The 26750-nt window shown below is 66.8% G+C and carries 23 protein-coding genes and 1 pseudogene; 10 read left to right on the forward strand and 14 right to left on the reverse strand.

Going from position 1 to position 26750, the window contains the following annotated elements:
• Window positions 1–142: 142 nt before the first annotated feature.
• The 4 genes and pseudogenes from ATCM_RS18565 to ATCM_RS18580 all read left to right on the forward strand — a co-directional run.
• A pseudogene (locus tag ATCM_RS18565) lies at window positions 143–988 on the forward strand (YihY/virulence factor BrkB family protein); the annotation flags it as partial.
• 330 nt (window positions 989–1318) lie between these two features.
• Complete coding sequence (gene dnaG, locus ATCM_RS18570; RefSeq protein ID WP_132865945.1) at window positions 1319–3055, forward strand: DNA primase; 1737 nt, start codon at window positions 1319–1321, stop codon at window positions 3053–3055.
• A 22-nt stretch (window positions 3056–3077) separates the two neighbouring features.
• Window positions 3078–3569, forward strand: coding sequence for a sulfur transferase domain-containing protein (locus ATCM_RS18575; RefSeq protein ID WP_132865946.1), 492 nt, complete (start codon window positions 3078–3080; stop codon window positions 3567–3569).
• Between the two features lie 40 nt (window positions 3570–3609).
• Window positions 3610–4587, forward strand: coding sequence for a bile acid:sodium symporter family protein (locus tag ATCM_RS18580; protein ID WP_132865947.1), 978 nt, complete (start codon window positions 3610–3612; stop codon window positions 4585–4587).
• Window positions 4588–4740: 153 nt separating this feature from the next.
• On the opposite strand, the gene cyoE is transcribed toward ATCM_RS18580, so the two are convergent.
• The 4 genes from cyoE to ATCM_RS18600 form a co-directional block, all read right to left on the reverse strand.
• Window positions 4741–5634 (reverse strand): heme o synthase, encoded by an 894-nt coding sequence (cyoE, locus tag ATCM_RS18585; protein ID WP_132865948.1) that lies wholly within the window; start codon window positions 5632–5634, stop codon window positions 4741–4743.
• Window positions 5635–5638: 4 nt separating this feature from the next.
• Entirely contained in the window at window positions 5639–6802 is a 1164-nt protein-coding gene (locus tag ATCM_RS18590; protein WP_132865949.1) for a COX15/CtaA family protein, read from the reverse strand.
• Between the two features lie 10 nt (window positions 6803–6812).
• Window positions 6813–7388 (reverse strand): hypothetical protein, encoded by a 576-nt coding sequence (locus tag ATCM_RS18595; protein WP_132866241.1) that lies wholly within the window; start codon window positions 7386–7388, stop codon window positions 6813–6815.
• A gap of 214 nt (window positions 7389–7602) precedes the next feature.
• Window positions 7603–8322 carry an SURF1 family protein gene (locus ATCM_RS18600; protein WP_132865950.1) on the reverse strand — a complete coding sequence of 240 codons (720 nt, stop codon included), beginning with the start codon at window positions 8320–8322 and terminating at the stop codon, window positions 7603–7605.
• 57 nt (window positions 8323–8379) lie between these two features.
• Between ATCM_RS18600 and ATCM_RS18605 the strand changes: the two genes are divergently transcribed.
• Window positions 8380–8598, forward strand: a complete 219-nt coding sequence (locus ATCM_RS18605; RefSeq protein WP_132865951.1) for a twin transmembrane helix small protein — start codon at window positions 8380–8382, stop codon at window positions 8596–8598.
• A 67-nt stretch (window positions 8599–8665) separates the two neighbouring features.
• Here ATCM_RS18605 and ATCM_RS18610 read toward each other — a convergent pair whose 3' ends face one another.
• The 6 genes from ATCM_RS18610 to ATCM_RS18630 all read right to left on the reverse strand — a co-directional run bounded on the left by ATCM_RS18610 (window position 8666) and on the right by ATCM_RS18630 (window position 13394).
• Window positions 8666–9541, reverse strand: a complete 876-nt coding sequence (locus tag ATCM_RS18610; protein ID WP_132865952.1) for a cytochrome c oxidase subunit 3 — start codon at window positions 9539–9541, stop codon at window positions 8666–8668.
• 22 nt (window positions 9542–9563) lie between these two features.
• Complete coding sequence (locus ATCM_RS18615; RefSeq protein WP_192287952.1) at window positions 9564–10118, reverse strand: cytochrome c oxidase assembly protein; 555 nt, start codon at window positions 10116–10118, stop codon at window positions 9564–9566.
• 35 nt (window positions 10119–10153) lie between these two features.
• On the reverse strand, window positions 10154–10285 hold the full coding sequence (locus tag ATCM_RS19465) for a hypothetical protein (protein WP_263863716.1): 132 nt from the start codon (window positions 10283–10285) through the stop codon (window positions 10154–10156).
• Between the two features lie 10 nt (window positions 10286–10295).
• A complete protein-coding gene (gene ctaD, locus ATCM_RS18620; protein ID WP_132865954.1) occupies window positions 10296–11906 on the reverse strand; it encodes a cytochrome c oxidase subunit I in 1611 nt (536 codons plus the stop codon).
• Window positions 11907–11973: 67 nt separating this feature from the next.
• Window positions 11974–12858 carry a cytochrome c oxidase subunit II gene (gene coxB, locus ATCM_RS18625; protein WP_243694061.1) on the reverse strand — a complete coding sequence of 295 codons (885 nt, stop codon included), beginning with the start codon at window positions 12856–12858 and terminating at the stop codon, window positions 11974–11976.
• Window positions 12859–12905: 47 nt separating this feature from the next.
• Window positions 12906–13394 (reverse strand): DUF2244 domain-containing protein, encoded by a 489-nt coding sequence (locus ATCM_RS18630; RefSeq protein WP_132865956.1) that lies wholly within the window; start codon window positions 13392–13394, stop codon window positions 12906–12908.
• A 294-nt stretch (window positions 13395–13688) separates the two neighbouring features.
• Here ATCM_RS18630 and putA point away from each other — a divergent pair, with 294 nt between their 5' ends.
• Window positions 13689–16898 carry a bifunctional proline dehydrogenase/L-glutamate gamma-semialdehyde dehydrogenase PutA gene (gene putA, locus ATCM_RS18635; protein WP_132865957.1) on the forward strand — a complete coding sequence of 1070 codons (3210 nt, stop codon included), beginning with the start codon at window positions 13689–13691 and terminating at the stop codon, window positions 16896–16898.
• A gap of 224 nt (window positions 16899–17122) precedes the next feature.
• Here putA and ATCM_RS18640 read toward each other — a convergent pair whose 3' ends face one another.
• Entirely contained in the window at window positions 17123–18490 is a 1368-nt protein-coding gene (locus ATCM_RS18640) for an outer membrane protein transport protein (protein ID WP_132865958.1), read from the reverse strand.
• Window positions 18491–18695: 205 nt separating this feature from the next.
• Between ATCM_RS18640 and ATCM_RS18645 the strand changes: the two genes are divergently transcribed.
• Window positions 18696–19388, forward strand: coding sequence for a rhomboid family intramembrane serine protease (locus tag ATCM_RS18645; protein ID WP_132865959.1), 693 nt, complete (start codon window positions 18696–18698; stop codon window positions 19386–19388).
• Window positions 19389–19409: 21 nt separating this feature from the next.
• Window positions 19410–19733, forward strand: coding sequence for a DUF1820 family protein (locus ATCM_RS18650; protein ID WP_132865960.1), 324 nt, complete (start codon window positions 19410–19412; stop codon window positions 19731–19733).
• Between the two features lie 42 nt (window positions 19734–19775).
• Here ATCM_RS18650 and ATCM_RS18655 read toward each other — a convergent pair whose 3' ends face one another.
• Entirely contained in the window at window positions 19776–21248 is a 1473-nt protein-coding gene (locus ATCM_RS18655; protein WP_132865961.1) for a S41 family peptidase, read from the reverse strand.
• A 154-nt stretch (window positions 21249–21402) separates the two neighbouring features.
• Window positions 21403–22746 (reverse strand): peptidoglycan DD-metalloendopeptidase family protein, encoded by a 1344-nt coding sequence (locus tag ATCM_RS18660; RefSeq protein WP_132865962.1) that lies wholly within the window; start codon window positions 22744–22746, stop codon window positions 21403–21405.
• 46 nt (window positions 22747–22792) lie between these two features.
• Here ATCM_RS18660 and ATCM_RS18665 point away from each other — a divergent pair, with 46 nt between their 5' ends.
• Entirely contained in the window at window positions 22793–23449 is a 657-nt protein-coding gene (locus ATCM_RS18665; RefSeq protein WP_132865963.1) for a hypothetical protein, read from the forward strand.
• 55 nt (window positions 23450–23504) lie between these two features.
• Window positions 23505–25226 carry a M28 family metallopeptidase gene (locus ATCM_RS18670; protein WP_132865964.1) on the forward strand — a complete coding sequence of 574 codons (1722 nt, stop codon included), beginning with the start codon at window positions 23505–23507 and terminating at the stop codon, window positions 25224–25226.
• A gap of 367 nt (window positions 25227–25593) precedes the next feature.
• Here ATCM_RS18670 and ATCM_RS18675 read toward each other — a convergent pair.
• Window positions 25594–26681, reverse strand: a protein-coding gene (locus ATCM_RS18675; RefSeq protein WP_243694062.1) for an IS3 family transposase whose coding sequence is annotated in 2 segments (ribosomal slippage) — window positions 25594–26429 and window positions 26429–26681 — 1089 coding nt in all. Because the reading frame shifts where the segments join, the coding sequence is not laid out codon by codon here.
• Window positions 26682–26750 lie beyond the last annotated feature (69 nt).

A 26750-nucleotide genomic window follows, 5' to 3' on the forward strand; every position in this document is an offset into this window, starting at 1 on the left:
GAAGCCGACCGACCGCGTGCATCCCGCACCCCACGCACCACCGGCTTCGCGCCGGAAGGTGCTCCCGCGGCCACTTGGTGCTTCACCCTCTTTTTTCATCACATCGCTTAACGTGCATGGCCTGCCGTGCCGTGCGACCGCAATGCCCTACCTGTCCCCCGACAAGCTGAAGCAGCGCCTGGATCAGTTGCAGCAGAGCCTGCCCGGCGCCTTGGTACGCCGCTTCGCCGAAGCCGACGTGATGACCCAGGCCGCGTCACTGGCCTTCTATACCCTGCTCTCGCTGGCACCGCTGCTGGTGCTGCTGCTGTGGCTGACCGCTTCGTTGTACCCGCCCGCACAGCAGGCGCTGGTCGACCAGATCGCCTCCCTCGCCGGCCGCAGCGTGGCCGAGGTCGCGCAGACGGTGATCAACAACGCCACCTCGCGCCCCGACCTGGGCTCGCTGGCCGGGCTGTGGAGCGTGGCCCTGCTGTTCATCGGCGCGACCGTGGTGTTCGCCCAGCTGCAGGGGGCGCTGAACCTGATCTTCCGCACCGACATCCGCCGCTTCGAGGGCGTGCTGGGCTGGCTGAAGAAGCGCGTGTTCTCGGCCGGCGTGGTGCTGGCGCTGGGCTTCCTGCTGATCGTCTCGATGGTGGCCACCACCGCGTTGCAGGTGGTGTTCTCGCACCTGCCCTCGGCCCTGCCCGCCGTGGGCTACATCACCACGCTGGTGATGTATGCGCTGGGCTTTGCCTTCCTCTACCACTACCTGCCCGACCGGCCGGTGGAATGGCGCCAGGCCTTCATCGGCGGCGCCATCACCGCCATTCTTTTCACCCTGGGCCGCTACGGCATCGGCCTGTACATCGCCAATGCCGCCCCGGGCAGTGCCTATGGCTCGATGGGGACGCTGGTGATCATGCTGGTGTGGATCTACTACGCCAGCGTGGTGTTCTTCGGCGGTGCACTGATCACCGCGGTGATCGATGAGCGGGCACGGGCACGGCGCGCGCTGCCAGATACGCCTGCAGAGACGGACTGAAGCAGCGGCCGTTGCTCTGTCCTTCGGCCTCACCAACGGTAACAGCTGAAGTCCGCGCCCCATCCGCTTGCCCGCCACCAGAGCACCCCCTCCCCAACCCTCCCCTGCGCCTTTGGCGCAAGGGAGGGGGCGGCTCACAGTGATCCGTCGGTACGCCATGTACGCCCCCCCCCTTCCTTTGGCAACGCCAAGGGAAGCACTGGGCAGGGGCACGCTCCCGACGCAGACGAGTACACTTCTCCTCCATCCCTGTTGTGTGCCCCGCCCTCCGGCGGCGCTGTTCATTGCCGCATGGCCCGACTTCCCGACGCGTTCATCGACGACCTGCTTGCCCGCACCGACATCGTCGAGGTGATCAACACGCGCGTCCCGCTCAAGCGCAAGGGCAAGGAATACGAAGCGCGCTGCCCGTTCCACGACGAGCGCTCGCCCAGCTTCTACGTCTCGCCGACCAAGCAGTTCTACCACTGCTTCGGCTGCGGCGCGCACGGCACCGCGATCAGCTTCCTGATGAACTACGACCGCCTCGAGTTCCTCGACGCGGTCGACGAGCTGGCCAAGCGCGTCGGCATGGAAGTGCCGCGCGAGAACAACCCGCGCAGCCAGCAGCAACAGGACGACAGCCGCGACCAGTACTCCGCGCTGGATGCGGCCAGCCGCTTCTTCCAGAAGCAGCTGGAAGGCAACGACAAGGCGCGTGCCTACCTGGACAGCCGTGGCGTCGATGCCGACACCCGCGCGCGCTTTTCCATCGGCTATGCGCCGGACGGCTACAGCGCGTTGAAGGATGCACTGGGCAGGGACGAGCGGCGCATGAAGCTGCTCGACCGCGTGGGCCTGTTCTCCAAGAACGACCGCGGCCACGTCTACGACAAGTTCCGCGACCGGGTGATGTTCCCGATCTTCGACCGCCGCGGCCGGGTGATCGCCTTCGGCGGCCGCGTCATGCAGAAGGACGACGGCCCCAAGTACCTCAACTCGCCGGAAACCGCGCTGTTCCACAAGGGCCGCGAACTGTACGGGCTGTGGCAGGTGCGCCAGGCCAACCAGAAGATCGAGCGCCTGATCGTGGTCGAGGGCTACATGGACGTGGTCAGCCTGTTCCAGTTCGGCGTCACCCAGGCGGTGGCGACGCTGGGCACGGCGACCACGCCGGACCACGCCGAGCTGCTGTTCCGCAATGCGCCGGACGTGTACTTCTGCTTCGACGGCGACAACGCCGGCCGCAAGGCCGGCTGGAAGGCGCTGGAATCGGTGCTGCCGCGCATGAAGGACGGCCGCCAGGCGTTCTTCCTGTTCCTGCCCGATGGCGAGGACCCGGACACCATCGTGCGCAAGGAAGGCGCCGAAGCCTTCGACGCACGCCTGAAGCAGGGCACGCCGCTGTCGCAGTTCTTCTTCGACGAGCTCAGCCGCGAGATCAACCTCGGCACGCTGGACGGCAAGGCCCGCCTGGCCGAACGCGCGCGGCCGATGCTGGCGCAGATCCCCGACGGTGCCTTCGGCGACCTGATGAAGCAGGAGCTGGCGCGCCTGACCGGCATCGGCGCCAACAACTCCGTGCCCGCCAGCGCCGCAGCGCGGCCGGCCGCACGCGGCAACGTGATGCCGGTGCAGAAGCGCAGCCTGGTACGCGCGGCCATCGCCATCCTGCTGCAGCAGCCATCACTGGCCATGAACCTGCATGGCCACCACGCCATCGGCGGCCTGCGCCTGCCCGGCATCGAGCTGCTGCTGGAACTGCTGCAGCTGGTCGAGCAACGCCCGGACATCAGCACCGGCGCGCTGCTGGAGCATTTCAACGAGCGCGAGGAACAGGCCGCGCTGCACAAGCTCGCCGCCATCGCCCTGCCCGGTGATGAGGCCAGCTGGGGCCAGGAACTGCAGGACGCCATCAACCAGCTCGAAAAACAGCTGCTGCAGCAACGCCTGGACGAACTGCAGGCCAAGCAGCGCCAGCAGGGCCTGGATGAAGCCGACAAGTACGAGCTGCGCGAGTTGCTCAAGACCCGGGCCACGCTGCGCTGACCCATCCACCGGAGGTTGTTCGATGACTGGTTTCCGTTCGCTCCTGCTGCTGGCCGTGCTTGCATCGGCCAATGCGATGGCCACCGACGCTCCGCTGCGCCAGCCCCGCCCGCAGTTGCTCACCGCCGGCCAACCCAGCGCGCAACAGCTGCGCGATGCCGCCCGCTCCGGCGTCACCACCGTCATCGACCTGCGTCGGCCCGAGGAAGACCGCGGCTACGACGAAGGCGCGCAGGCCGAGCAGCTCGGCCTGCGTTATGTCCGCCTGCCCATTGCCGGCACCGCCGACCTCACCACGGCCAACGCGCGCACCCTGCAGCGCCTGCTCGCACAAGACGACGGCACCACCCTGCTGCACTGCGCGTCGGGCAACCGTGCCGGCGCACTGCTGGCCCTGCTCAATGCCCGGCTCGAAGGTGCCTCCACCGACGACGCATTGCAGCTCGGCCGCGCGGCCGGCATGACCTCGCTGGAGGCCAGCGCGCGCGACGCCATCGAGGCTCCTGTCCCCTGAGCATGCCTTCACCCGCACCTGATCGAGGAACCCCTGCCTGATGAAACGCTGGTGGTCGCGCCTGCGGCCTGACAACTTCACCCTCGCGCTGCTCGCCACCATCGCGCTGGCCACCGTGTTGCCGATGAGCGGCGCGTTGGCCCGTGGCTTCGACCACTTCACCGACATCGCCATCGCCGCGCTGTTCTTCCTGCACGGCGCGCGGCTGTCGCGCGAGTCGATCATCGCCGGCATGCTCCACTGGCGCCTGCACCTGGTGATCCTGGCCTGCACGTTCGTGCTGTTCCCGCTGCTGGGGCTGGCCTTCAAGCCGCTGTCCGGCGCGCTGCTGACACCGGAGCTGTACCTGGGCGTGCTGTTCCTGTGCACCCTGCCCTCCACCGTGCAATCGTCGATCGCCTTCACCTCGATGGCCGGTGGCAACGTGCCGGCCGCGGTCTGCGCCGCGTCGCTGTCGAGCATCCTCGGGGTGTTCCTGACCCCATTGCTGATGACCCTGCTGGCCGGCACGCAGGGCGGCATGGCCAATCCGCTGCATGCGGTCGGCGCGATCATGCTGCAACTGCTGGTGCCCTTCGTCGCCGGCCACCTGCTGCGCCCGGTGATCGGCGGCTGGGTGGAACGACAGCGCCCACTGCTGCGCTACACCGACCAGGGCACGGTGCTGCTGGTGGTGTATGCCGCCTTCGGTGAGTCGGTCAACGAAGGCCTGTGGACCAAGACGCCGCTGGTCTCGCTGCTGACCACCGCGGTGATCGCGGTGGTGTTGCTGGCCATCGCCATGCCCGGCATCACCTGGCTCGCGCGCAGGCTGGGCTTCAGCCGCGAGGACGAGATCCCCATCGTGTTCTGCGGCTCCAAGAAGAGCCTGGCCACCGGCGTACCGATCGCCAAGGTGCTGTTCGCCGGCGGCAGCCTCGGTGCGATCGTGTTGCCGATCATGATCTACCACCAGATCCAGCTGATCGTCTGCTCGATGGTCGCCCAACGCTACGCCGCGAAGAACAGGAAGCTCTAGCAGCGGCCTCGGCCGCGAAGCAGTGGAACCCGCGGCTCAACGCAACGCAGGCCATCACGCAGTGCCGGGCAGACGGCTACCGCATGCGGCGACGCATCGCGAGTTTCGCGGCCAAGGCCGCTCCTGCCGTCCTCGTTTGCGCCCCGCCCGGCGTTACAGCCAGGGCAGCAACCAGTGGTCCACCAGCAGGAAGGCGAACAGCGCCATCAGGTACACGATGGAATACCAGAACGTCTTCATGTTGAACATTTCGTCCGGCGGGTCCTGCATCTTCCATGCGTACCACAGGAACACGATGTTCAACACGCTGGCACCGCCCAGGTAGAACATCCCGCTCATGCCGATCGCCACCGGCAGCAGCGTCACCACCACCAGCACCACGGTGTAGATCAGGATCTGCCGGCGCGTATGCGGCACGCCGTGGGTCACCGGCAGCATCGGCACGTCGGCCTTGGCGTAGTCGGCGCGGCGGAAGATCGCCAGCGCCCAGAAGTGCGGTGGCGTCCACACGAAGATGATCAGCACCAGCAGCGAGGCATAGGCCCAATCGGAGCTGCCCTGCATGCCGGTCACCGCCGCCCAGCCCAGCAGCGGCGGAGTCGCGCCGGCCAGGCCGCCGATGACGATGTTCTGCGACGTCGCCCGCTTCAGGTACACGGTGTAGATCACCGCATAGCCGATCAGCGAGGCAAACGTGAGCACCGCGGTGATCACGTTCACCCACAGCACCAGCAGGGTCATCGACAGCGCCGTCAGCGCGCCGGCGAACACCAGCACCTGGCGCGGCGTGACCTTGCCCACCACCAGTGGCCGCCACGAGGTGCGTGCCATCTGCGCGTCGATGCGCGCGTCCAGCAGCTGGTTGATCGCCGCCGCGGCGGCGGCCGACAACCAGATGCCGATGAAACCCACCGCACCGGACACCACCTGCGCGGTGGTCGGCAGGGTCGGGATGGCCAGGCACATGCCCACCAGGGCGGTGAACACGATCAGTGCCACCACCTTGGGCTTGGTCAGGTCCCAATAGTCTTGCCAGGTCGCGCTCATGCCATCACTCCGGGGCACGCAGGCGTGCGAGCAACGACACCAGCACGAACAACAGCGCCACTGCCCCGCCGCTGTGCATCACCGCCACCGCCAGCGGCAGAGCCAGCTTGACGTTGAGCACGCCCAGGCTGATCTGCAGCAGCACCAGCAGGCCCAACGCGGTCGACCAGCCGCGCATGCCGGGCAGGCGGAACATGCGGACCGACAGCACCAGCAGGTACAGCGACACCACAATGGCCATCATCCGGTGCGCCATCTGGATCGCGATGCGCGAGGCGCCGTCGAGCACGCCACCTTCGTAATCCACGCCGATGCCGCGCCACAGGGTGAAGCCTTCGCCGTAGTTCTGCTGCGGCCACCACTGGCTGACGCAGCGCGGGAAGTTGTCCAGCGACACGCTGCCGCCACCGCAGGCCAGCGCCGCGTAGTTGGCGCTGACCCAGCCACCGAGCGCGATCTGCAGCACCAGCAGGGCCAGGCCGGCACGCAGCCACCAGCGCAGGCGCGGCGCCTCGGCCAAGGTGATCGGCAGGTGCGTGGCCCGCCAGGCCATCCACACCAGCAGGCCGAACATGGCCATGCCACCGAGCAGATGGCCCATCACCACGATCGGCTTGAGCAGCCAGGTCACCGTCCACATGCCCAGCAGGGCCTGGAACACCACCACCGCCAGGGTCAGCACCGCCGCCCGTGCCAGGTCGAGGTTGGACCAGCGCAGCGCCGCCAGCAGCAGGATCGCCTCGCCGCCGATGGCCAGCACGCTCGAAGCCACGTGCTCGCCGCGCATGTACAGGGGAATGGCCAGCGCCACCAGCACCGAGGCGGTGACGATCTGGGCGATGCCATGCCGGCGCCGGCGTGCCGCCAGCAGCGCCAGGGTCAGCACCTCGACGCCGAGCAGGCCGGCCAGGAAGCGATGCACCTGCTCGCGCCAGGCCTTGTGGCTCTCCAGCGGGCGGATCTCGCTGGCCACGTGCTGGGCGGCTTCCATCTGGGTCTGCGGCCAGGTCACGCGGCCGTAGCAGGTCGGCCAGTCCGGGCAGCTCAGCCCGGCATCGGACAGCCGCACGAACGAACCGAACATGATCGTGCTGGCGGTCATGATCAGTGCGAACCACGCCAGGCGGTGGAAATTGCGGTACAGCGCCGGACGCGCGTGGGCATTCATCGAACGGGACTCACTTCAGTTTCAACAGCCTGGAAAGGTCGGCCCGCAATCCACCGGGTTCGAAGCCGGGCGCATAGCGCAACACCACAAAGCCATTGGGATCAATCACATACACCGGGGTTCCAGCCGGGTCATCGACACCCGGCAGCTTCGCCCGGAACGCGGGCTGGGCCTGCAGAACCTTCAGTGCCGGCGTGACCGCCACCGCTGCCGGCGGCGAGCCCAGCCACAATATCTCGACATTATCCGCGTTATGCCCGAACAGCTGCCAGACCTTGTCCAATTGCTGCGACAAAGTGACGCAGGCCGGTGCGCAATCGGCCGGCGGCGCCAGCACGATGCGCCAGGTGCGTTCGGCCGGATTCCAGGCATAGGGCTGGCCGTCGGCCAGCCGCAGCGGTTCCTGGCGCAGATCGATCGGCGGCTCGTACAGCTGCCCATGGTTGCGGTTGATCTGCGGGGTCCAGCCGGAGAAACGCAGGATGCCGGCCAGCGCCATCGAACCGAAGAACATCGCGAAGATCAGCAGCAGCACGCGGCGGCCCTTGTTGCGGACGGCAAGCTGTTCGGGCGTGAGGGCATTCATGCGTGGCAGTTTCCCATGTGGACCAGTGAACTCGAACGTCTGTCGGTGGGCAACCGGGGCCATTCCCCGCCCGGCACCAACGCCGGGAAGAAAGGAATGACAAGCAACGCCCTGCACGCCATCGGCAGACGGGCCGATGAACGCCCGTGGCGCTGCCGGAGAATCGAACGGACCCGGGAGAAACGGCTCCTGCCCGCGCCGCGGCATCGCCCCGTCACCGCCTGGCCCGCCCGCGCCGCCATTGCAGCACCACGGCGATCACCAGCACCGCCAAGGCCATCGCGAACCATTGCACCGCGTAGCCGAGGTGGCGTGACGGCGGCAGCGTGTTGGGCAGCAACTCCAGGTCGCGCTCGTATCCCAGCGGCAACGCAGGATCCAACCGCAGCACCTGCGGGGCCATGGGCGCATCCGCCACTCCCAGCGCGCGGGAAATGGCCGGCAATTCGATGCGCGTGGCCAGCCAGGTCCGCGGCTGATCGGCCGCTGCCAGTGCCGGGCCCAGCGCGAGCCCGGCCGAAGGGGGGGGCGCCCACAGGCCTTCCAGCGTCTGTACGCCCGGCTGCGGCGTGATCACCGGCATCCGCCTGTCCGCCGGCAACGGCAGCCAGCCCAGGTCCACCAGCACCACCTGCCCGCCGTCGGCACGCGCCGGCTGGTAGACCTTCACCCCGGCCCGGCCGTGGCGCAGCTGGTTGTCCAGCAGGATGCTGCCGGGCAGGAACTGCAGCCGGTCGCGCACCCAGTGCAGCTCCCGCGGCGCCTGCATGGCCTGCTGCACGGCCATCGCCTTCTCGCGCCCGGGCGGCACCTGGTCCAGCAGGGCCTGCTTCTCGTGCATGCGCTGCAGCTGCCAGACGCCCAGGCCGCAGAACACCGTCGCCACCAACAGCGCCAACGACCAGCCGAACGCGCTTGTGTGCTGTCGCGTCATGACAAGCGGCCCCGGAGCGGGTGATATAGCGTTGCCAATTCACCCATCGGGCCGCGCATGAACGATTCGTTGAAGACCTTGCTGGTAATCGCGTTTCTGATCGTCATCGTCTGGAATCTGGGAGCCGGCCTCTACTACCTGATGATCGATCGTGGCCAGACCAAACGCACGGTCAACGCGCTCACGCGGCGCATCGTCCTGTCGGTGGTGCTGATCCTGCTGGTCGGGCTGGGCATCTACACCGGCTGGATCAAGCCGCACGGCGTCGGCGGCTAAGTCGCAGCAGAACGGGAGTGAAGCCCATCAGCGCTTCACCTCCCTGCGTGCCATGCGTCCGCGTCGATCAGAGCACGTAGACGAACAGGAACAGCATCAGCCACACCACGTCGACGAAGTGCCAGTACCACGCCGCCGCTTCGAAGCCGAAATGGTTGTCGCGGGTGAAATGCCCCTTGGCCGCGCGCAACCACATCACGATCAACATGATCGTGCCCAGCGCCACGTGGGCACCGTGGAAGCCGGTCAGCATGAAGAACGTGGAGCCGTAGATGCCCGAACCCAGCGTCAGGTTCAGCTCCTTGTAGGCATGGATGTATTCCTCGGCCTGCAACGTCAGGAACACGCAGCCGAGCACGATGGTCAGGCCCAGCCAGGTCAGCAGCTGCTTGCGGTTGCCTGCCTTGAGCGCATGGTGGGCGATGGTCAGGGTCACGCCGGAGGTCAACAGGATCAATGTGTTGATCAGCGGCAGGCCCCACGCCGGGATGGTCTGGAACGCACCGCCGATATCGGCCGGGCCGTTGGTCGGCCAGGCCGCCGAGTAGCCGCTCCACAGCAGGTCGTTGGTCGCCACGCCATGGCCTTCGCCACCGAGCCACGGCAGGCCCATGTTGCGCGTGTAGAACAATGCGCCGAAGAACGCGCCGAAGAACATCACCTCGGAGAAGATGAACCAGATCATCCCCATCCGGAACGAGCCGTCGACCTGCCGGTTGTAGTTGCCGGCCACCGATTCGCGGATGACGTCGCCGAACCAGAGGAACAGGGTGAACACCAGCATCGCCAGCCCGACGAAGAAGGTCCAGCGCCCCCAGCTGGCGTCGTTGAGCCAGCTGGCCACCCCCACCATCAGCACCAGCATGGCGATCGAGCCGACGAAGGGCCATTTGCTCTGGCTCGGCACGAAGTAGACGTTGGCATCAGGCGTGTTGTGGGCCATGGCGTTGCTTCCGGGTCCGTGATCAGGGAGCTGCATGGGCGGCGGCCGCGGTCGAAGCCGGGGCCAGCTGCTCGGTCAGCGCATCATTCTTGTAGAACGTGTACGACAGGGTGATGGTGCTCACGTCATCCGGCAGGTCCGGGTCGACGATGAAGCGCACCGGCATCTCGCGCTGCTCCCCGGCCTGCAGGGTCTGCGCGGTGAAGCAGAAGCATTCGGTCTTGTTGAAGAAGCCGGAGGCACGCGCCGGCGCCACCGACGGCACCGCGCTGCCCACCAGCGGCCGTTCGCTTTCGTTGCGGGCGTAGTACAGCGCCTCGTTCAACTCACCCGGCACCACGTCCATCGTCAGCTTTTCCGGATGGAACGCCCACGGCAGCTTGGAGTTCACGCCACCATCGAACTCCACCCGCACCGTGCGCCGGGCCTTGCCGGCACCGTCATGCGTGGCCGCCGCCTGGCTGGCGCCGCGTTCCAGCCGCACGCCGAACACTTTCTCGCAGGCGATGCGGTACAGCGGCACCAGCGAGAAGGTCAGCACGAACACGCCCAGCGCAACGCCGATCAGCCGGACCATGCCGGCATTGCGGGCGGGCTTGGGCGCAGGCGTGGTCACTGCGCCAGCACCCCGGACAGGATGAAGCCGACGTACACCGCCACCGCGATCACGCCCACCACCAGCGCGGTGCGGCGTGCACGCCGACGGCGCTGGGCCAGTTCATCAGGTTGCCACTGGCTGTTCATGCCCTGCTCCTCAATGCGTCACGTCGTCGTGGGCCAGGTCGCCCGGCTTGATCACCGGCGGGACGGTGAAGGTGTGCGCCGGTGCCGGCGACGGCACGGTCCATTCCAGGCCCCTGGCGCTTTCCCAGGCACGCGCTTCGGCACGCTTGCCGCTGCGCAGCGAGGACAACAGGATGCCGGCCATCAGGAACGGGGTGACGAACATGCCGAACGCACCGATCGAGCTGACCAGGTTCCAGTCGGCGAACACCGGGTTGTAGTCGGGGATGCGGCGCGGCATGCCGGCCAGGCCCAGGAAGTGCTGCGGGAAGAACAGCAGGTTGACGAACACCATCGTCCACCAGAAATGGAACTTGCCCCAGAACTCGTTGTACATGCGACCGGTCCACTTCGGCCACCAGTAGTACACCGCCGCGATCAGCGCCAGCACCGCACCGGTGACCAGCACGTAATGGAAGTGCGCCACCACGAAGTAGGTGTCGTGGTACTGGAAGTCGGCCGGCACGATGGCCAGCATCAGGCCGGAGAAGCCACCGATGGTGAACAGGATGACGAAGGCGATGGAGAACAGCATCGGCGTCTCGAACGTCAGCGAGCCCTCCCACATCGTGCTGACCCAGTTGAACACCTTCACGCCGGTCGGGATCGAGATCAGCATCGTGGCGAACATGAAGTAGATCTCGCCGCCCAACGGCATGCCCACAGTGAACATGTGGTGCGCCCACACGATGAACGACAGGAAGGCGATGGCGGCAGTTGCGTACACCATCGCCTGGTAACCGAACAGCGGCTTGCGGCTGAAGGTGGGGAGGATCTCGCTGACCACGCCGAACGCCGGCAGGATCATGATGTAGACCTCCGGGTGACCGAAGAACCAGAAGATGTGCTGGTACATCACCGGGTCACCGCCACCGGCGGCATTGAAGAAGCTGGTACCGAAGAACTTGTCGGTCAGCAGCATGGTCACCGCACCGGCCAGCACCGGCATCACCGCGATCAGCAGGAACGCGGTGATCAGCCAGGTCCAGCAGAAGATCGGCATCTTCAGCAGGTCGATGCCCGGCGCGCGCATGTTCAACACGGTGGCGATGATGTTGATCGCGCCCATGATCGAACTGATGCCGGCCACATGGATGGCGAACACGCTGAAGGCCACGTTGTAGCCGCCCTGCAGCGACAGCGGCGGGTACAGCGTCCAGCCACCAGCAGGGGCGCCACCGGGCAGGAACAGCGTCATCAGCAGCAGGGTGAAGGCCACCGGCAGCAGCCAGAACGACCAGTTGTTCATGCGCGGCAGCGCCATGTCCGGCGCGCCGATCTGCAGCGGGATCATCCAATTGGCCAGGCCGACGAAGGCCGGCATCACGCCACCGAAGATCATCACCAGCGCATGCACGGTGGTCATCTGGTTGAAGAATTCCGGCTTGACGTACTGCAGGCCGGGTTGCGCCAGCTCCAGCCGGATCACCACGCTCATCGCCGCACCGATGATGAACATCGTGAAGCTGAAGAGCAGGTACAGCGTGCCGATGTCCTTGTGGTTGGTGGAGAAGAACCAGCGTTCGAAGAAGCTTTGGTGGTGACCGTGGTGCTCGGAGTGATCCACTGCGGAGTTCGCCATTGCAACTACACCTCGTTAATCCAGTTTCCAGGCATCGCGCCGGCCTGCCGGCCGGCACGCAGTGGGATCAGGCGCCGGTCGCGGCCGGCGTCGCCGGCGCGGCTTCCGGTTGCGGTGCTTGCTCGGAGGCCGGCGCCGCGGGTGCAGCGGCCGGTGCCGCCTCCGCCGCGGGTGCGGGTTTGCGCGAGGCCAGCCAGGTCTTGAAGTCTTCCTTGGACACGGCCTTGACCACGATCGGCATGAAGCCATGGTCCTTGCCGCACAGCTCTGCGCACTGGCCGCGGTAGACGCCGACTTCCTCGATGTTGGTCCAGCGCTCGTTGATGAAGCCCGGCACCGCGTCCTGCTTCCAGCCCAGCGCCGGCACCCACCAGGCGTGGATCACGTCATCGGAGGTGATGACGAAGCGGACCTTGGTATCGACCGGCAGCACCAGCGCGTTGTCCACGTCCAGCAGGTAATGCGGATCGGTGGCCAGGGTCGGCACCGCCCCGCTCTGCCGCAGCGCGTCGGACTTGCGGTCCAGGCGGCTGGTGAAGGCGACATCCTCGCCCAGGTATTCGTACTTCCACATCCATTGATAGCCGGTGATCTTCACCGTCATCTCCGAATCGCGGGTGTCGTACATGGCGATCAGCTTTGCCGTGGCCGGCCAGGCCATCACCACCAGGATCACGATGGGAATGACGGTCCAGATGATCTCGGCCTTGGTGTTGTGGCTGAACTGCGCGGCCACCGCTCCCTTGGACTTGCGGAACTTGAACACCGCGTAGAACAGCGCGCCGAACACCAGCACGCCGATCACCACGCACACCCACAGCGCCACCATGTGCGCTTCCCACGCCATGCGCGCGGTATGGGTCACGCCCTTGCCCATGTTGAGCTGCCACTCCTTGGGGTCGGCGGACTGCGCCCACGCCACAGGTGCCGACAGCGCCATGGCTGCCAGCATGCATCCGTACTTCAACTTCCCGCCCCACCCGCTGCTTTGCTTCATGCCTAGACCCTTGACGTCGTCGGTTTGCAGCCATTGCTGGCTGCGAGCAAGCCTTCAAGTGCCGCCGCAAGTTCCTGGCGTTCGGCAGGTGCGAGGAAACTCCCCACTTCCACCCGCTTTCCACTGGAAACCAGCAGGACCCGTCCCTCTCCGGTGACCAGCCGCACCCAATACGGGTGTGCCCGGAACACCGGTGAACTCCCGGCCGCGGGGATCACCTCCACGCAGTCCGGTCCTACCCGGATCTCTTCCCGGCGGTCGCCGCTGCGCCAAGCCGCACGCAACGCCCAACCCACCAGCAAGCAATGCACCAACGCGAAGACCGGAGCGAAGACGTTCCCGGACAGCCAACCCAGGCCTGCGGTGAACACCATCAGTCCAGCCAACGCGGCGAACAACAGGACGAACTGCCGGGCCGTGAGCGCCCGTGGGGGATGCAGCACCAGCTGCGCATGTGAGCCATCGGAAACCGACCGAAGCATCTGGATCATGTCGCAACCGCGTCCGTACCGCGGAAAACGACCCGATGGTAGCCCTGCAAATTCACACCGGCAAGCTTCCATTCATCGATGTCGGATTGTTGCAGCGCACACTCGAATCGCCGCCAGCCCGCCAAACATCGGCGGATAATTTGACGGTTTCGGCACAAACTGGAAATGCACCTCTCGCTTTACCGAAACGCCTGCCACACAAGGCTTTCGGCCGGGTGAAAGGACGCCAGGGGGGACTGGGAAAACCGCCGGCAAGGATTAAAATGGCCGAATCCGACAACCCTGGTCCCAGGCATGAACGCAACACCTTCCACTGCTGTCGCTCCCTCCGCGGAAGCCCTGCTTTCGCCCGAGCTGCCACCGGTACCTGCCGCACTGCGACAGGCCATCACCGATGGTTGGCTGAAGGACGAAACCACCCACGTCCGTGAACTGCTGGCGCAGGCGCGCCTGCCCGCCGCCGAGCAGGCACAGGTACAGGCCACCGCCGCCGACCTGGTGCGCCGCGTGCGCGCGCGCGCCAAGAACCAGGGTGCGATCGAGGCCTTCATGCGCCAGTACGACCTCGGCAGCGAGGAAGGCGTGCTGCTGATGTGCGTGGCCGAAGCGCTGCTGCGCATCCCCGACCAGGAAACCGCCGACAAGCTGATCCGCGACAAGCTCGGCGAAGCGGACTGGAAGAAGCACATGGGCCAGTCCGACTCGGTGCTGGTCAATGCCTCCACCTGGGGCCTGATGCTGACCGGCCATCTGGTCGACCTGGCCGATGCCACCAAGCGCGACGTGCATGGTGCGTTCAAAAGGTTGATCGGCCGGGTCGGCGAGCCGGTGATCCGCCTGGCCGTGCGCCAGGCCATGAAGATCATGGGCCACCAGTTCGTCATGGGCCGCACCATCGACGAAGCGCTGTCGCGCTCGCACAAGGGCGACAACAGCAACTACCGCTACTCCTTCGACATGCTCGGCGAAGGCGCGCTGACCATGAAGGACGCGCTGCGCTACCTGGAGGACTACCGCCGCGCCATCCACGCCATCGGTGGCGACAACATCGCCCGCGGCGGCAAAGCCGACGGCGACGTCACCGCCTCGCACGGCATCTCGATCAAGCTTTCGGCGCTGTACCCGCGCTACGAGCATGCCAAGCGCGAGCGCGTGCTCAAGGACCTGGTCCCCGGCGTGCTGGAGCTGGCCCAGCTGGCCAAGTCCTACGGCATCGGCTGCACCGTCGACGCCGAGGAAACCGACCGCCTGGAACTGTCGCTGGACATCATCGAGCGCGTGGTCAGCGATCCCTCGCTCAAGGGCTGGGAAGGCTTCGGCATCGTCGTGCAGGCCTACCAGAAGCGCACCCCGTACACGATCGACTACCTGGCCGACCTGGCCCGTCGCATCGGCCACAAGCTGCAGGTGCGGCTGGTCAAGGGCGCCTACTGGGACGCGGAGATCAAGCGCGCCCAGATCGAAGGCCTGGCCGGCTACCCGGTGTTCACCCGCAAGCAGAACACCGACGTGTCCTACATCGCCTGCGCCAAGCGCCTGTTCGGCCACAGCGACACGCTGTACCCGATGTTCGCCACGCACAACGCGGCCACCATCGCCGCGGTCAAGCAGATCGCGCAGGGCCGCACCTACGAGCACCAGAAGCTGCACGGCATGGGCGATGACCTGTATGCCGAGGTGATCCCGGCCGACCGCCTCAACGTGCCCTGCCGCGTCTACGCGCCGGTCGGCTCGCACGAAGACCTGCTGCCGTACCTGGTGCGCCGCCTGCTCGAGAACGGCGCCAACTCCAGTTTCGTCAACCGCATCACCGACGAGGACGTGTCCATCGACGACCTGATCCGCGATCCGGTCGAGGCGGTGTCCTCGTTCGCGTCCATCCCGCATCCCAAGATCCCGCTGCCCATCGACCTGCTGCGCAGCCAGAACCACGACAGGAACAATTCCATGGGCATCAACCTCGCCAACGACAACGACCTGCGTGCCCTCGCCCAGCAGCTGCACGCCGCCATCAAGCCGTGGCAGGCAGCACCGCTGGTGCCGGGCGCCACCAGCACCGGCGCCACGCTGCCGGTGACCAACCCGGCCGACAGTCGCGAAGTGGTCGGCCAGTGGCAGGCCGCCGACAGCGCCACCGTGCAGCAGGCACTGGCCAACGCGGTGGCCGCGCAACCGGCCTGGAACCGCACCCCGGCCGCCAGCCGCGCCGCCATCCTCGAACACGCCGCCGACCAGCTGGAAGCCCGCATCGCCGAGTTCATGGCGCTGTGCGTGAAGGAAGCCGGCAAGAGCCTGCCCGACAGCGTCGCCGAAGTGCGCGAGGCGGTGGACTTCCTGCGCTACTACGCCAAGCAGGCACGCGAGCAGTTCGGCAGCGCCGAGAAGCTGCCCAGCCCGACCGGTGAATCCAACGAACTGCAGCTGCATGGCCGCGGCGTGTTCGTCTGCATCAGCCCGTGGAACTTCCCGCTGGCGATCTTCCTGGGCCAGGTCAGCGCCGCACTGGCCGCCGGCAACAGTGTCATCGCCAAGCCGGCCGAGCAGACCAACCTGGTCGGCTACTACGCGGTGAAGCTGCTGCTCGACGCCGGCGTGCCGGAAGGCGTGCTGCAGTTCCTGCCGGGCGACGGCGCCACCGTCGGTGCCGCGCTCACCGCCGACCCGCGCGTGGCCGGCGTGGCCTTCACCGGCTCCACCGAGACCGCCCGCGCCATCAACCGCGCGATGGCCGCACGCGATGCCGCCATCGGCGTGCTGATCGCCGAGACCGGCGGCCAGAACGCCTTCATCGCCGACTCCTCGGCGCTGCCGGAACAGCTGGTCAAGGACGCGATCGCCTCGGCCTTCACCTCGGCCGGCCAGCGTTGCTCGGCCGCACGCGTGCTGTTCGTGCAGGACGACATCGCCGACAAGGTGATGGGCATGCTGGCCGGCGCGATGGCCGAACTGAAGATCGGCAACCCGGGCGAGCTGTCCACCGACGTCGGCCCGGTCATCGACGCCGACGCACTGCAGATCCTCACCGACCATGCCGCACGCATGGACGCCGAAGCCCGCCTGATCGCCACCGCACCGCTGTCCGGCGAAGCCGCCAACGGCACCTTCTTCGCCCCGCGCGCCTACGAGCTGAAGGACCTGGGCCAGCTGCACAAGGAAATCTTCGGGCCGGTGCTGCACGTGATCCGCTGGAAGGCCGATCAGCTGGACGCGGTGATCGACCAGATCAACGCCACCGGCTACGGCCTGACCCTGGGCGTGCATTCGCGCATCGATGAAACCGTCGACCGCATCGCCGCGCGCGTCAACGTCGGCAACGTGTACGTCAACCGCAACCAGATCGGCGCGGTGGTCGGCGTGCAGCCGTTCGGCGGCCAGGGCCTGTCCGGCACCGGCCCCAAGGCCGGCGGCCCGCACTACCTGCTGCGCTTCGCCACCGAGAAGACGGTGACGGTGAACACCACCGCCGCCGGCGGCAACGCCTCGCTGCTGACCCTGGGCGACTGATCGCACTGCCGCAGGAACAAACAAGAACCCCGCGAAAGCGGGGTTCTTGTTTGGCCACACCCACATGAAACGACGGTGGCCGGACCACCGCTGTTGCGGTTGCGGTTGCTCTTTCCCCTCCCTTTCGCGAAGCGAAGGGAGGGCCAGGGAGGGGTGCCTTTGCCTCTCCCAAACAAAAAGCCCCGCTTGCGCGGGGCCTTCTGCTGCATCACTGCGGGGCTCGATCAGAACTTGTAGTTGATCGAAGCGGCGAGCACGTCGCCACCCACATCGTACTTGCCCTTCAGCGTGCTGCCGGTGGCCGAGACCAGGTTGATCGACGGCTCGTCGGTGAACAGGTGGGTGTAACCGAAGTTGAACTCGGTACGCTCGGACGGGGTCCAGCCCAGGCCGACCGACAGCCACTTGCGGGTCACGTCCGGCACGCGCACGTCACGGTGCTCGTTGCTGGTCGGGCTCTGGTCGTAGGCAACGCCGCCACGCAGGGTGAGGGTGTCGGACAGCTTGTACTCGGTACCGATCGAGGTGAAGGTCGTGTCGTTGTACTTGAACGGCAGCGCCTGGTCCGGCTGGTTCGAGGCGAAGTCGATGGTCACGGTGTCGAACGACGGCGACCAGGCGGTGCGGGTCACGTCGCCCATCACGGTCCAGCGGTCATTGATGCGGTGGGTCACGCTCAGGGTTGCCGACGCCGGCAGCTCCAGGGTGGCCTTGCCCGAGGTGTTCACGTACTGGCCCGGACGTGCCTGCGCCAGCACGGCAGCGGCGGTCGGCGGCACGTTGAAGGTGGCCTTGCCGCCGGTGATCTTGTGCTCGACCTTGGAGCGGTAGCTCAGCGCGATGTTGGTGTCTTCGGTCGGGCTGAAGGTGCCGCCGATGGTCCAGCCGAAGGCATTGTTGTCGCCTTCCACCTTGTAGGAACCGTCGGCATTACCCGGACGGAAGCCCAGCTGCGCGCCACCCGGGCTGGCATACAGCGCGGTACCGAAGTCGATCGCGCTGGTCAGCTCGATGGTCAGGTGCTCGACGAACACACCGGCGCCGAAGGACACGTACGGGTTCACGTCGTAGGAGAACGCAGCGCCCAGGTCGATGGCCTTCAGGTCGGTCTTGACACCGTGGTAACGGCCCACCCAATCCTTGTCGTATTCGGTGGTGAAGCCGAACGGCACGGTCAGCGACACACCGAAGTGCATGTTGTCGTTCTCGCCGAACGGGATGTGCAGGTAAGCGGCCGGAACCGGCGCGATCATGCCGGCATCGCCGCCATTGCCGCCGCCGATCGGGGTGCCGGTGCCCGGGCCGGTCGGGCCGACGTAACGGCCGCCTTCGCTCTTGAAGTCAGCCGAGAAGCTGATGGCGCTCACGTCGGCCTGGAACTGGCGGCCGTCCAGCAGACGCATCGAGGCCGGGTTGGTCGCCACGACGGAGGCATCGCCCCAGGCGCTGGTCGAACCTGCGAAAGCGCGGCCCAGGCCCTTGGCGCTGTTTTCCTTCAGCTGGAAGGCGGCAGCATGGGCGTGGCCGAAAGCCAGGGCGCCGGCGATGCCGACAGCCAGTGCGGTGACGCGGGCAAACGTGGAAGCGGTCATGTTCGAATGTCTCTCCGTAAACGGTGGTGGTCGTTTTTGCGCCTGCACTTCCAGTCCGCCAGGACGGCCTGGGAGTGCGCCGGAGTCCCCTCCCGACATACGACGCCGTATGCAGTATCACTCAGGGGCATTAACTAAACAATAACGTCGGCCGGAAAAATTATGCCTCCCCCGGATGACGGTGCCGGGTTAGGCTTGCAGCCCGATGTTCGTCTCGATCCCCTCCCGCAAGAAGCCGGGCCTCCGCTGGGCCGTGCCGTTGCTGTTCACGGTCATCTGGCTGGCCTTCCTGTGGTCGATCTCACGGCCGGATGAGGCTCGCCGCTCGCTCTGGATGGACTGGGGCGCCTTGTCCACCGGCCTGGGCAACCCGCAGGACTGGTGGGCGGCGCTGAGCGACGGCAGCGTCCTGCGGCTGTTCACCGCGCTGTTCCTGCACGCCGACTGGCTGCACCTGCTCGGCAACCTGGTGTTCCTGCTGATCTTCGGGCTGCCGGCCGAGCGTGTGCTCGGTCCTTGGCGCCTGCTGCTGTTGTTCCTGGCCGGCGGTGCGGTGGCCAACCTGGCGGCCCTGTATGCGATGGGTACACCGGACCGCATCATCATCGGGGCCAGCGGTGCGGTGTCGGCGTTGATGGGGGCCTACCTGACCCTGTTCCCCGGTGCCCGGCTGGGCGTGGTGCTGCCCCTGGGCCTGTTCCTGGAGTTCGTCCGTGCCCCCGCCTTCCTGTTGATCGGGGTCTGGGCAGCACTGCAGGTGGTGTTTGCCTACATCGGCCCCAGCTTCGGCATGGTGGCTTGGTCGGCACATGCGGCCGGCTTCCTGTTCGGGATCGTCTACGGCCTGTACATCCGTGCCGCCATTGCCCGCAAGCTGCGCAAGAACCACGGCTTCTGAGCCGGCTTCTATAATCACGCGATGAGCAGCAAACCCCTGTACAAGGTCACCTTCCTCAACCACGGCAAGGTCTACGAGCTGTATGCACGGCGCGTCGGCGGCAGCCACCTGTGGGGCTTCAACGAGATCGCCGAGCTGGTGTTCGACATCCACGACGGGCTGGTGGTCGACCCCACCGAAGAGCGCCTGCGCGAGGAGTTCGGCAACACCCGGGTGCTGCACCTGCCGATGCAGAGCATCGTGCGCATCGAGGAAGTGGAGAAGAAGGGCCAGTCCTCCATCCGCGACGCAGCCACCGGCGAGAAGGTAGTCACGCCCTTCCCGCTGCCCGGCAAGCCACGCTGAATCACCTGGAAAAAGGCCCCGCGATGCGGGGCCTTGTCTGCATCACTTGTCGCCGTCCACCGGCTCGGGCGTGTCAGCCGGCTCCATGGGCGTGGCCGGTGCTGCCTTCGCCGGCGCTTGGACAGCCTCCGGCTTGGCCGGCGCCGAGGGCGTTGCCGGTGCTGGCGCCGGTGTGGCGGCGGGCTTTGCCTTTGCCGCGGCTGCCGCAGCGGCCTGCGCGGCGACCACCGAGCCGGGCTGCTTGAGTTCCTGCAACGCCTGCTGGATCGGCGCATCACCCGGCAACACCACGCCGGCCTTGCCACCGTCGGCCTCATCGTCACCGTGCAGGTGGCCGGGCAGGCTGGCTTCGCTGTAGTCGACCAGGCTGGGCGGCAGGTCCTTGGTGGCCTCGTCCGCTTCGGCGGTCAGCTCCACCTCCGGCACGATGCCGGTGGCCTGGATCGACCGCCCGCTGGGCGTGTAGTAGCGCGCGGTGGTCAGCTTCACCGAGTCGCCGTTGTCCAGCGGCAACACGGTCTGCACCGAGCCCTTGCCGAAGGTACGGCTGCCGACGATGCGGGCGCGCTGGTTGTCGCGCAGCGCACCGGCCAGCACTTCCGAAGCACTGGCCGAACCGGCATCCACCAGCACCACCACCGGCGCACCCTTGAGCAGGTCGCCCGGGGTGGCATCGAACCTGGCGTCGCTGATCGAGATGCGGCCACGCGTGCTGACGATGCCGCCCTTGTCGAGCAGGTCGTCGGCCACCTGCACCGCGGCGGTCAGCAGGCCGCCAGGGTTGCTGCGCAGGTCCAGCACCAGCCCCTTCAGCTTGCCACCGGCCTGCGCCTGCAGCTGCGCCAGGTTCTTCTGGAAGTCGGCACCGGTATCGGCCTGGAAGGTACTGATGCGCACATAGCCATAACCCGGCTCCAGCATCCTGCTGCGCACGCTGGTAACGCGGATGGTCTCGCGCACCACGGTCACGTCGAACGGCTTCTGCTGGCCGCGCTCGATGGTCAGCACCACCTTGCTGCCGGCTTCACCGCGCAGCGGTTCCATCGCCTCGATCGCGCTGATCGGCTTGCCGTCGATCGCCACGATCAGGTCACCGGCGCGCAGGCCGGCGCGCGCGGCCGGGGTATCGTCGATCGGCGACACCACCTTGAGCGTGTTGTCGTCCTGCTGCAGCAGCTCCACGCCGATGCCTTCGTAGGCACCATTGGTCTGCTCGTCGAATGCCTCGGCGTCGGCCTTGTCGAAGTAGGTGCTGTGCGGATCCAGTTCCAGCAGCAGGCCACGCACGGCCGACTGCATCAGCTTCTTGTCATCGACCGGATCGACATACGCCGCACGCACCGCGTTGTAGACAGCGACGAAACGGCGGATCTCATCCAGCGGTACGCGCGAGGTCACCGATTCCTTGGCGTCGGGATCGTCGGCCCGGGACGCCTTGTCCGGGGCGCTCTGCGCCAGCGATAGCGCGGGGGACAGGGCCAACAGCAGGGCAGCTGCAAGACGGGCTACACGCATGAACCACTCCATGAGAAAACGGATGCGTGCCAAGGCACGCCGGGTCCGATTATGCGCGAAGCCCGGCTAAATTCCCGTTGAACCCGGCCATGCCCGCCGCCCCAGCCGACATGTGCGGTTTAGCTGCACGCCTGGCCCGTCAACGCCGCGTGTACTACTGGCGTTGCAGCCAGGTCGAGGGATCCACCGGCTGGCCGTTGCGGCGCAGCTCGAAGTACAGCGCGGTCACGCCCTGCCCGCCCGAGTTGCCGACCTTGGCCACGGCCTCGCCGCGGCGCACCCGCGCCCCGGCATCACGCAGCAAGGCATCGTTGTGGGCATACAGGCTCATGTAGCCGTTGCCATGGTCGACGATCAGGATCATGCCGTAGCCGGTCATCCAGTCGGAGAACACCACCGTGCCGTCGGCCACCGCGTTGACCGTGCTGCCGGCCGGCGCACCGATCAGCACGCCGCTGCTGTTGCGGCCATCGGGGAGACGGCCGCCATAACGAGCCAGCAGGTTGCCCGACAGCGGCCAGCCCAGCCCGCCCACCCGGAGGGCTGGCGCATTGGCCACCACCCGCGGCGGCGTCTTGCCCGGCGCGGGGCGCGGCGCATCCCGCGGTGCCGTTGCACCGTTCGCGGCCTGCCGGGATTGCGCGGCGGCGGCACGGCGGGCCGCGGCGCGGCGTTCGGCCTCGGCACGGGCAGCGGCGGCACGCAGGTTGGCCAGCAAGCGTTCCAGCGATTGCGCGTCCTTGCCCAGGGCCTTCTCGCGGTCGCTGCGGTCTTGGTAGCGCTGGTCCAGCTCGGCCACCACCGTGGCACGCTGGCGGCGGTCCTGGGCCAGCGTGGCGGCATCGCGGCGCTGCTGCTCGCGCGCTTGCTCCAGCTCGCGGCTGCGTGCGGTGATCTGCTGCTCGGTACTCTCCAACGCCGTCAGGTCGGCCGTCAGCGCGGTGATGGCGGCGGCACGCTCGCGTTGCAGGTAACGGTGATAGGCCAGCTGCCGGTTGCCATCGGCCACCGTGTCCTGTGACAACAGCAGCTTCAGTGGCGCGTGGTTGCCCAACTGGTAGGCGCCGCGGAGCAAGGCCGCCAGTTGCCGGCGTTGCTGGGCAAGGCCACCCTGCAGGGTGGCCTTGCGCTGCTGCAGCTCCGCCAGGGCCTGCTGCTCGCGGCGCACCGCGGCATCGGCCTCGGCCACCGCGCGGCCACTGCGCGCCACCTTCTGGTCGGCGGCGCGCAGCTGCTGCTGGGCCTGGTCACGCTGGCCCTCCAACTGGCGGCGTTCCTGAGACACATTGCGCAGTTCACCGCGCAACTGCTGCAGCTTCTTCTCCGCATCACGGGACGTGTTCTGCGCCAGCAGCGGCCCGGCCAGCAACGCCAGCACCAGCAACCCGGAGGCCCGCAGACGCGACGGGGCAGGCAGCCGGTGCAGGACGGGACGATGGCGGGTCTGGCGCAAGGGCGTTCCAGTGACTTCAGGCAGATGCGGATTGTAACCAAGCATGGTGCGATCATCCCCTGTCCCCTGAACGCCCCGGCGGAGACCTTCCATGAAACGTTTGCTGCTCACCCTGGCCCTGGCCTCCCTCGCCCCGTTGGCCATGGCCGACGACGACATCAGCAAGGTCAACGGCGCCATCAGCACCAATGCCGGCACCACCTACCGCGACCTGGACACGGTGAACGGCAGCATCCACCTGGCCAGCGGCGTCAGCGCCCGCGGCGTGGAAACGGTCAACGGCAGCGTCCACATCGAGGACAACGTCAGCGCCCGCAGCGTCGAGACGGTCAACGGCGCCATCCGCAGCGGCCGCCAGCTGGTGTTGAGCGGCGGGCTGGAAACCGTCAACGGCAGCATCTTCGTCGACCGTGGCAGCCGCATCGGCGGCGACGTGGAAACCGTCAATGGAGGCATCGGACTGGTCGGCACGCAGGTGCAGGGCAACATCGAGACGGTCAACGGCGACATCACCGTCGGCGTCGATTCGGTGATCAAGGGCGGCATCAAGGTGACCCGTCCCTCGTTCAGCATTTCGCTGACGCCGCCGCGCAAGCCGCGCATCATCATCGGCCCCAACGCCGTGGTCGAAGGCAACCTGGTGTTCGAGCGTGAAGTCACGCTGTACGTGCATGACAGTGCCCGCATCGGCCCGGTCAGCGGCGCCACGGTACAGCGGTTCTCCAGCGAGCGCGCACCGGCTGACTGAGCACCGTGGGCGCATCGCGCCTAGAATCGGGGTTCGATCGGAAACCGGAGTTCCCATGCCCCGCAAACTGTTGTTGTGTCTTGCCGCCAGTGCGGCGCTGGTCGCCTGCAAGGGCGAACAGGCCGCACCCGTCACCGCCGCGCCACCGGCACCCGCGCCCACCCAGGCGCCGACGCATGCCTTCGATGCGCAGATCAACGCCGGCGACTTCGGCGAACTGGTGAAGCAACTGGCCTCCGATGCGTTCGAGGGTCGGGCGCCGGGCACGCAGGGCGAGGAACTGACGGTCAACTACATCCGTGACCAGATGCAGCGCATCGGCCTGCAACCGGGCAACGGCGACAGCTGGTTCCAGGACGTCCCGATGACCGAGACCACGGCCGATCCCGGCACCGTGCTGAAGATCCAGCAGGGCGCGGCCAGCCGTGACCTGGCGTTCGGCACCGACATGGTGATCGGCACGCGCACCGGGCAGCCCGAGATCAGGATCGACAACAGCGAGCTGGTGTTCGTCGGCTACGGTGTCGACGCCCCCGAACAGAACTGGAACGACTATGCCGGCCAGGACTGGAAGGGCAAGACCGTGGTCATGTTCGTCAATGATCCCGGCTTCCACAGCAACGATGCCAAGCTGTTCGACGGCAAGCGCATGACCTATTACGGGCGCTGGACGTACAAGTTCGAGGAAGCCGCGCGCAAGGGCGCCGCCGCCGCGCTGATCGTCCATGACACCGCCGGCGCTTCGTACGGGTGGGACGTGGTGAAAAACTCCTGGGGTGGCGCGCAGTACGACCTGCCGGCGGCCGAGGACAAGGAACCGCGCCTGCAGGCCCAGGGCTGGCTCAGCGCCGAGGCGGCGCGCACGCTGTTCACCCAGGCCGGACTCGACCTGGACAAGGCCTACCGCGATGCCAACAAGCGTGGCTTCAAGCCGGTACCGTTGCAGGCCAGCCTTTCGCTCGACCTGAAGAGCACCATCGCGCAGAAGAAGTCGCGCAATGTGGTCGGCGTCCTGCCGGGCAGCAAGCGTGCCGACGAAGCAGTGCTCTACATGGCGCACTGGGACCACCTCGGCAAGCACGAGGGCGAGGAAGGCGACAACATCTACAACGGTGCGGTCGACAATGCCACCGGCGTGGCCGGCATCCTCGAGATCGCCGACGCGATGGCCCACCAGGCCCTGCCGCCGGAGCGCTCGGTGGTGTTCCTGGCGGTCACCCTGGAGGAATCAGGCCTGCTTGGCTCGCAGTACTACGTCAACCACCCGACCTTCCCGCTGGACAAGATCGCCGGTGTCATCAACATCGACGCCATGTCGGTCAACGGCCGCGCCCGCGACATGACCGTCACCGGCTTTGGCAGCTCGGAGCTGGAGGACATCCTCAAGCCGCTGGCTACCGCGCAGAACCGTACCCTGCATGCCGAATCCTCGGTGCAGAGCGGTTTCTACTTCCGTTCGGACCATTTCAACTTCGCCAAGGCCGGCGTCCCGGCGCTGTATGCCGACGGCGGGGAAGACCTGGTCGACGGTGGCATCGAAGCCGGCAAACGTGCCACCGAGGCCTACGGCAAGGATCGCTATCACAGCCCGAAGGACGAGTACGACCCCGCCACCTGGAAGCTCGACGGTACCGTCGAAGACCTGCAGTTGCTGTATGGCGTCGGCAACCAACTGGCCGGCGGCGACGCTTGGCCCAACTGGTACGAAGGCAACCCGTTCAAGGCCAATCGCGACGCGATGATGAAGAGCAAGGCCAGCAACGCCGAAGCGAAGTAAGCCAATCGCAGAACCGGAAACGGCGCCGCAAGGCGCCGTTTTTTTGCCCAGGCCGCGGGCAACACCGCGGCCCCGTAGACGTCCCTTCGGTAGAAGCGCCCTTGGGCGCGAAGCCCGCACCCGAACTAGACCCCGGCGCCTTCGCACCCACGCCTATCACCTGCTCCAGCCATTCTCGTAGCGAAGCACATTCCGGCCTCGCGCCTGAAGGCGCTCCTACGTCAACGGTGGAGCAACGAAGATCCCCGCGCAGTCCATCGCCTTTGGGTAGGAGCGCCCTCGGGCGCGAAGCCGGCGCCCGAGCCGCACTCCGCACCAATCGTACCCACGGTAATCCCCCCGCTTTTAGCGGCTGCCAAAAGTGGAGCTATGCGGCCATCGCCAGTTTCATTGCTGGCGTGATGCCGCCGAGCGCCATGTTGGGGCGCTCGTGGTTGTACGTCCATAGCCAGCGCGTGGCCTTGTCCTGCACCTGCTCGATGGTGTCGAACAAGGTCGTGGCCAGCCAGGCATAGCGGACGGTGCGGTTGTAGCGTTCGACGTAAGCATTCTGCTGTGGCTTACCTGGCTGGATGTACTCGATCCGGATGCCTTCGCGTTCGGCCCAGGTCAGTAGCGCGCCACTGAGGTATTCGGGGCCGTTGTCGCAGCGAATGACCCTTGGCTTGCCGCGCCATTGGATGATCTGCTCCAGCGATCGTATGACTCGGCCCGATGGCAGCGACAGATCGACCTCAATCCCGAGTCCCTCGCGGTTGAAGTCATCGAGCACGTTGAATAACCGGAAGCTGCGGCCATCAGCCAGCTGATCGTGCATGAAGTCCATCGACCAGACCTGGTTGATCGTCTCCGGCACCTCCAAAGGCTCCGGCCGCTCGCGCACCAACCGCTTCTTCGGCTTGATCCGTAGGTTCAACTCCAGCTCCCGATAGATGCGATACACCCGCTTGTGGTTCCAGCCAAAGCCCTTCACGTTGCGCAGGTGCAGGAAGCACAGGCCAAATCCCCAATCGCGATAGGCCGTGGTCAGCCGGACAAGCCAATCAGCTATCCGCGCGTTTTCTTCGTTCGCTTTGGCTTGATAGCGGTAGCAGGTCTGGCTGACTTCGAACGCCTGGCAGGCGTGCCGGATGCTCAGCGCCCTGTTCGCCACTGCCCACTTGGCCATCTCCCGGCGTTGAGATGGCCTCACCATTTTTTTGCCATCGCCTCGCGGAGTACTTCGGCAGTCATCTGCGATTCGGCATACATCTTCTTCAGGCGCCGATTCTCCTCCTGCAGCTCTTTGAGCTGGGACATCAGCGATGCGTCCATGCCGCCAAACTTGCTGCGCCACTTGTAAAAAGTCGCCGAACTGATTCCGTGCTCGCGACACAGTTCCGGCACGGGCGTGCCGGTCTCGGCCTGCTTGAGTACCGCGATGATCTGGCTATCGGTGAAACGAGATGTCTTCATGGAACCTCCTCGGAAAAGGGTACGAGAAAATTCCACTTTTGGCGTCAGCTAATCTGCGGGGGGATTACC

It is taken from the genome of Stenotrophomonas sp. ATCM1_4, assembly GCF_004348115.1.
Lineage (GTDB): Bacteria > Pseudomonadota > Gammaproteobacteria > Xanthomonadales > Xanthomonadaceae > Stenotrophomonas > Stenotrophomonas capsici.

Coding starts and splice junctions, on each gene's coding strand:
- dnaG (WP_132865945.1), top strand. CDS start 1,319: ATGGCCCGACTTCCCGACGCGTTCATCGACGACCTGCTTGCCCGCACC.
- ATCM_RS18575 (WP_132865946.1), top strand. CDS start 3,078: ATGACTGGTTTCCGTTCGCTCCTGCTGCTGGCCGTGCTTGCATCGGCC.
- ATCM_RS18580 (WP_132865947.1), top strand. CDS start 3,610: ATGAAACGCTGGTGGTCGCGCCTGCGGCCTGACAACTTCACCCTCGCG.
- cyoE (WP_132865948.1), bottom strand. CDS start 5,634: ATGAGCGCGACCTGGCAAGACTATTGGGACCTGACCAAGCCCAAGGTG.
- ATCM_RS18590 (WP_132865949.1), bottom strand. CDS start 6,802: ATGAATGCCCACGCGCGTCCGGCGCTGTACCGCAATTTCCACCGCCTG.
- ATCM_RS18595 (WP_132866241.1), bottom strand. CDS start 7,388: ATGAATGCCCTCACGCCCGAACAGCTTGCCGTCCGCAACAAGGGCCGC.
- ATCM_RS18600 (WP_132865950.1), bottom strand. CDS start 8,322: ATGACGCGACAGCACACAAGCGCGTTCGGCTGGTCGTTGGCGCTGTTG.
- ATCM_RS18605 (WP_132865951.1), top strand. CDS start 8,380: ATGAACGATTCGTTGAAGACCTTGCTGGTAATCGCGTTTCTGATCGTC.
- ATCM_RS18610 (WP_132865952.1), bottom strand. CDS start 9,541: ATGGCCCACAACACGCCTGATGCCAACGTCTACTTCGTGCCGAGCCAG.
- ATCM_RS18615 (WP_192287952.1), bottom strand. CDS start 10,118: ATGGTCCGGCTGATCGGCGTTGCGCTGGGCGTGTTCGTGCTGACCTTC.
- ATCM_RS19465 (WP_263863716.1), bottom strand. CDS start 10,285: ATGAACAGCCAGTGGCAACCTGATGAACTGGCCCAGCGCCGTCGGCGT.
- ctaD (WP_132865954.1), bottom strand. CDS start 11,906: ATGGCGAACTCCGCAGTGGATCACTCCGAGCACCACGGTCACCACCAA.
- coxB (WP_243694061.1), bottom strand. CDS start 12,858: ATGCTGGCAGCCATGGCGCTGTCGGCACCTGTGGCGTGGGCGCAGTCC.
- ATCM_RS18630 (WP_132865956.1), bottom strand. CDS start 13,394: ATGATCCAGATGCTTCGGTCGGTTTCCGATGGCTCACATGCGCAGCTG.
- putA (WP_132865957.1), top strand. CDS start 13,689: ATGAACGCAACACCTTCCACTGCTGTCGCTCCCTCCGCGGAAGCCCTG.
- ATCM_RS18640 (WP_132865958.1), bottom strand. CDS start 18,490: ATGACCGCTTCCACGTTTGCCCGCGTCACCGCACTGGCTGTCGGCATC.
- ATCM_RS18645 (WP_132865959.1), top strand. CDS start 18,696: ATGTTCGTCTCGATCCCCTCCCGCAAGAAGCCGGGCCTCCGCTGGGCC.
- ATCM_RS18650 (WP_132865960.1), top strand. CDS start 19,410: ATGAGCAGCAAACCCCTGTACAAGGTCACCTTCCTCAACCACGGCAAG.
- ATCM_RS18655 (WP_132865961.1), bottom strand. CDS start 21,248: ATGCGTGTAGCCCGTCTTGCAGCTGCCCTGCTGTTGGCCCTGTCCCCC.
- ATCM_RS18660 (WP_132865962.1), bottom strand. CDS start 22,746: ATGCTTGGTTACAATCCGCATCTGCCTGAAGTCACTGGAACGCCCTTG.
- ATCM_RS18665 (WP_132865963.1), top strand. CDS start 22,793: ATGAAACGTTTGCTGCTCACCCTGGCCCTGGCCTCCCTCGCCCCGTTG.
- ATCM_RS18670 (WP_132865964.1), top strand. CDS start 23,505: ATGCCCCGCAAACTGTTGTTGTGTCTTGCCGCCAGTGCGGCGCTGGTC.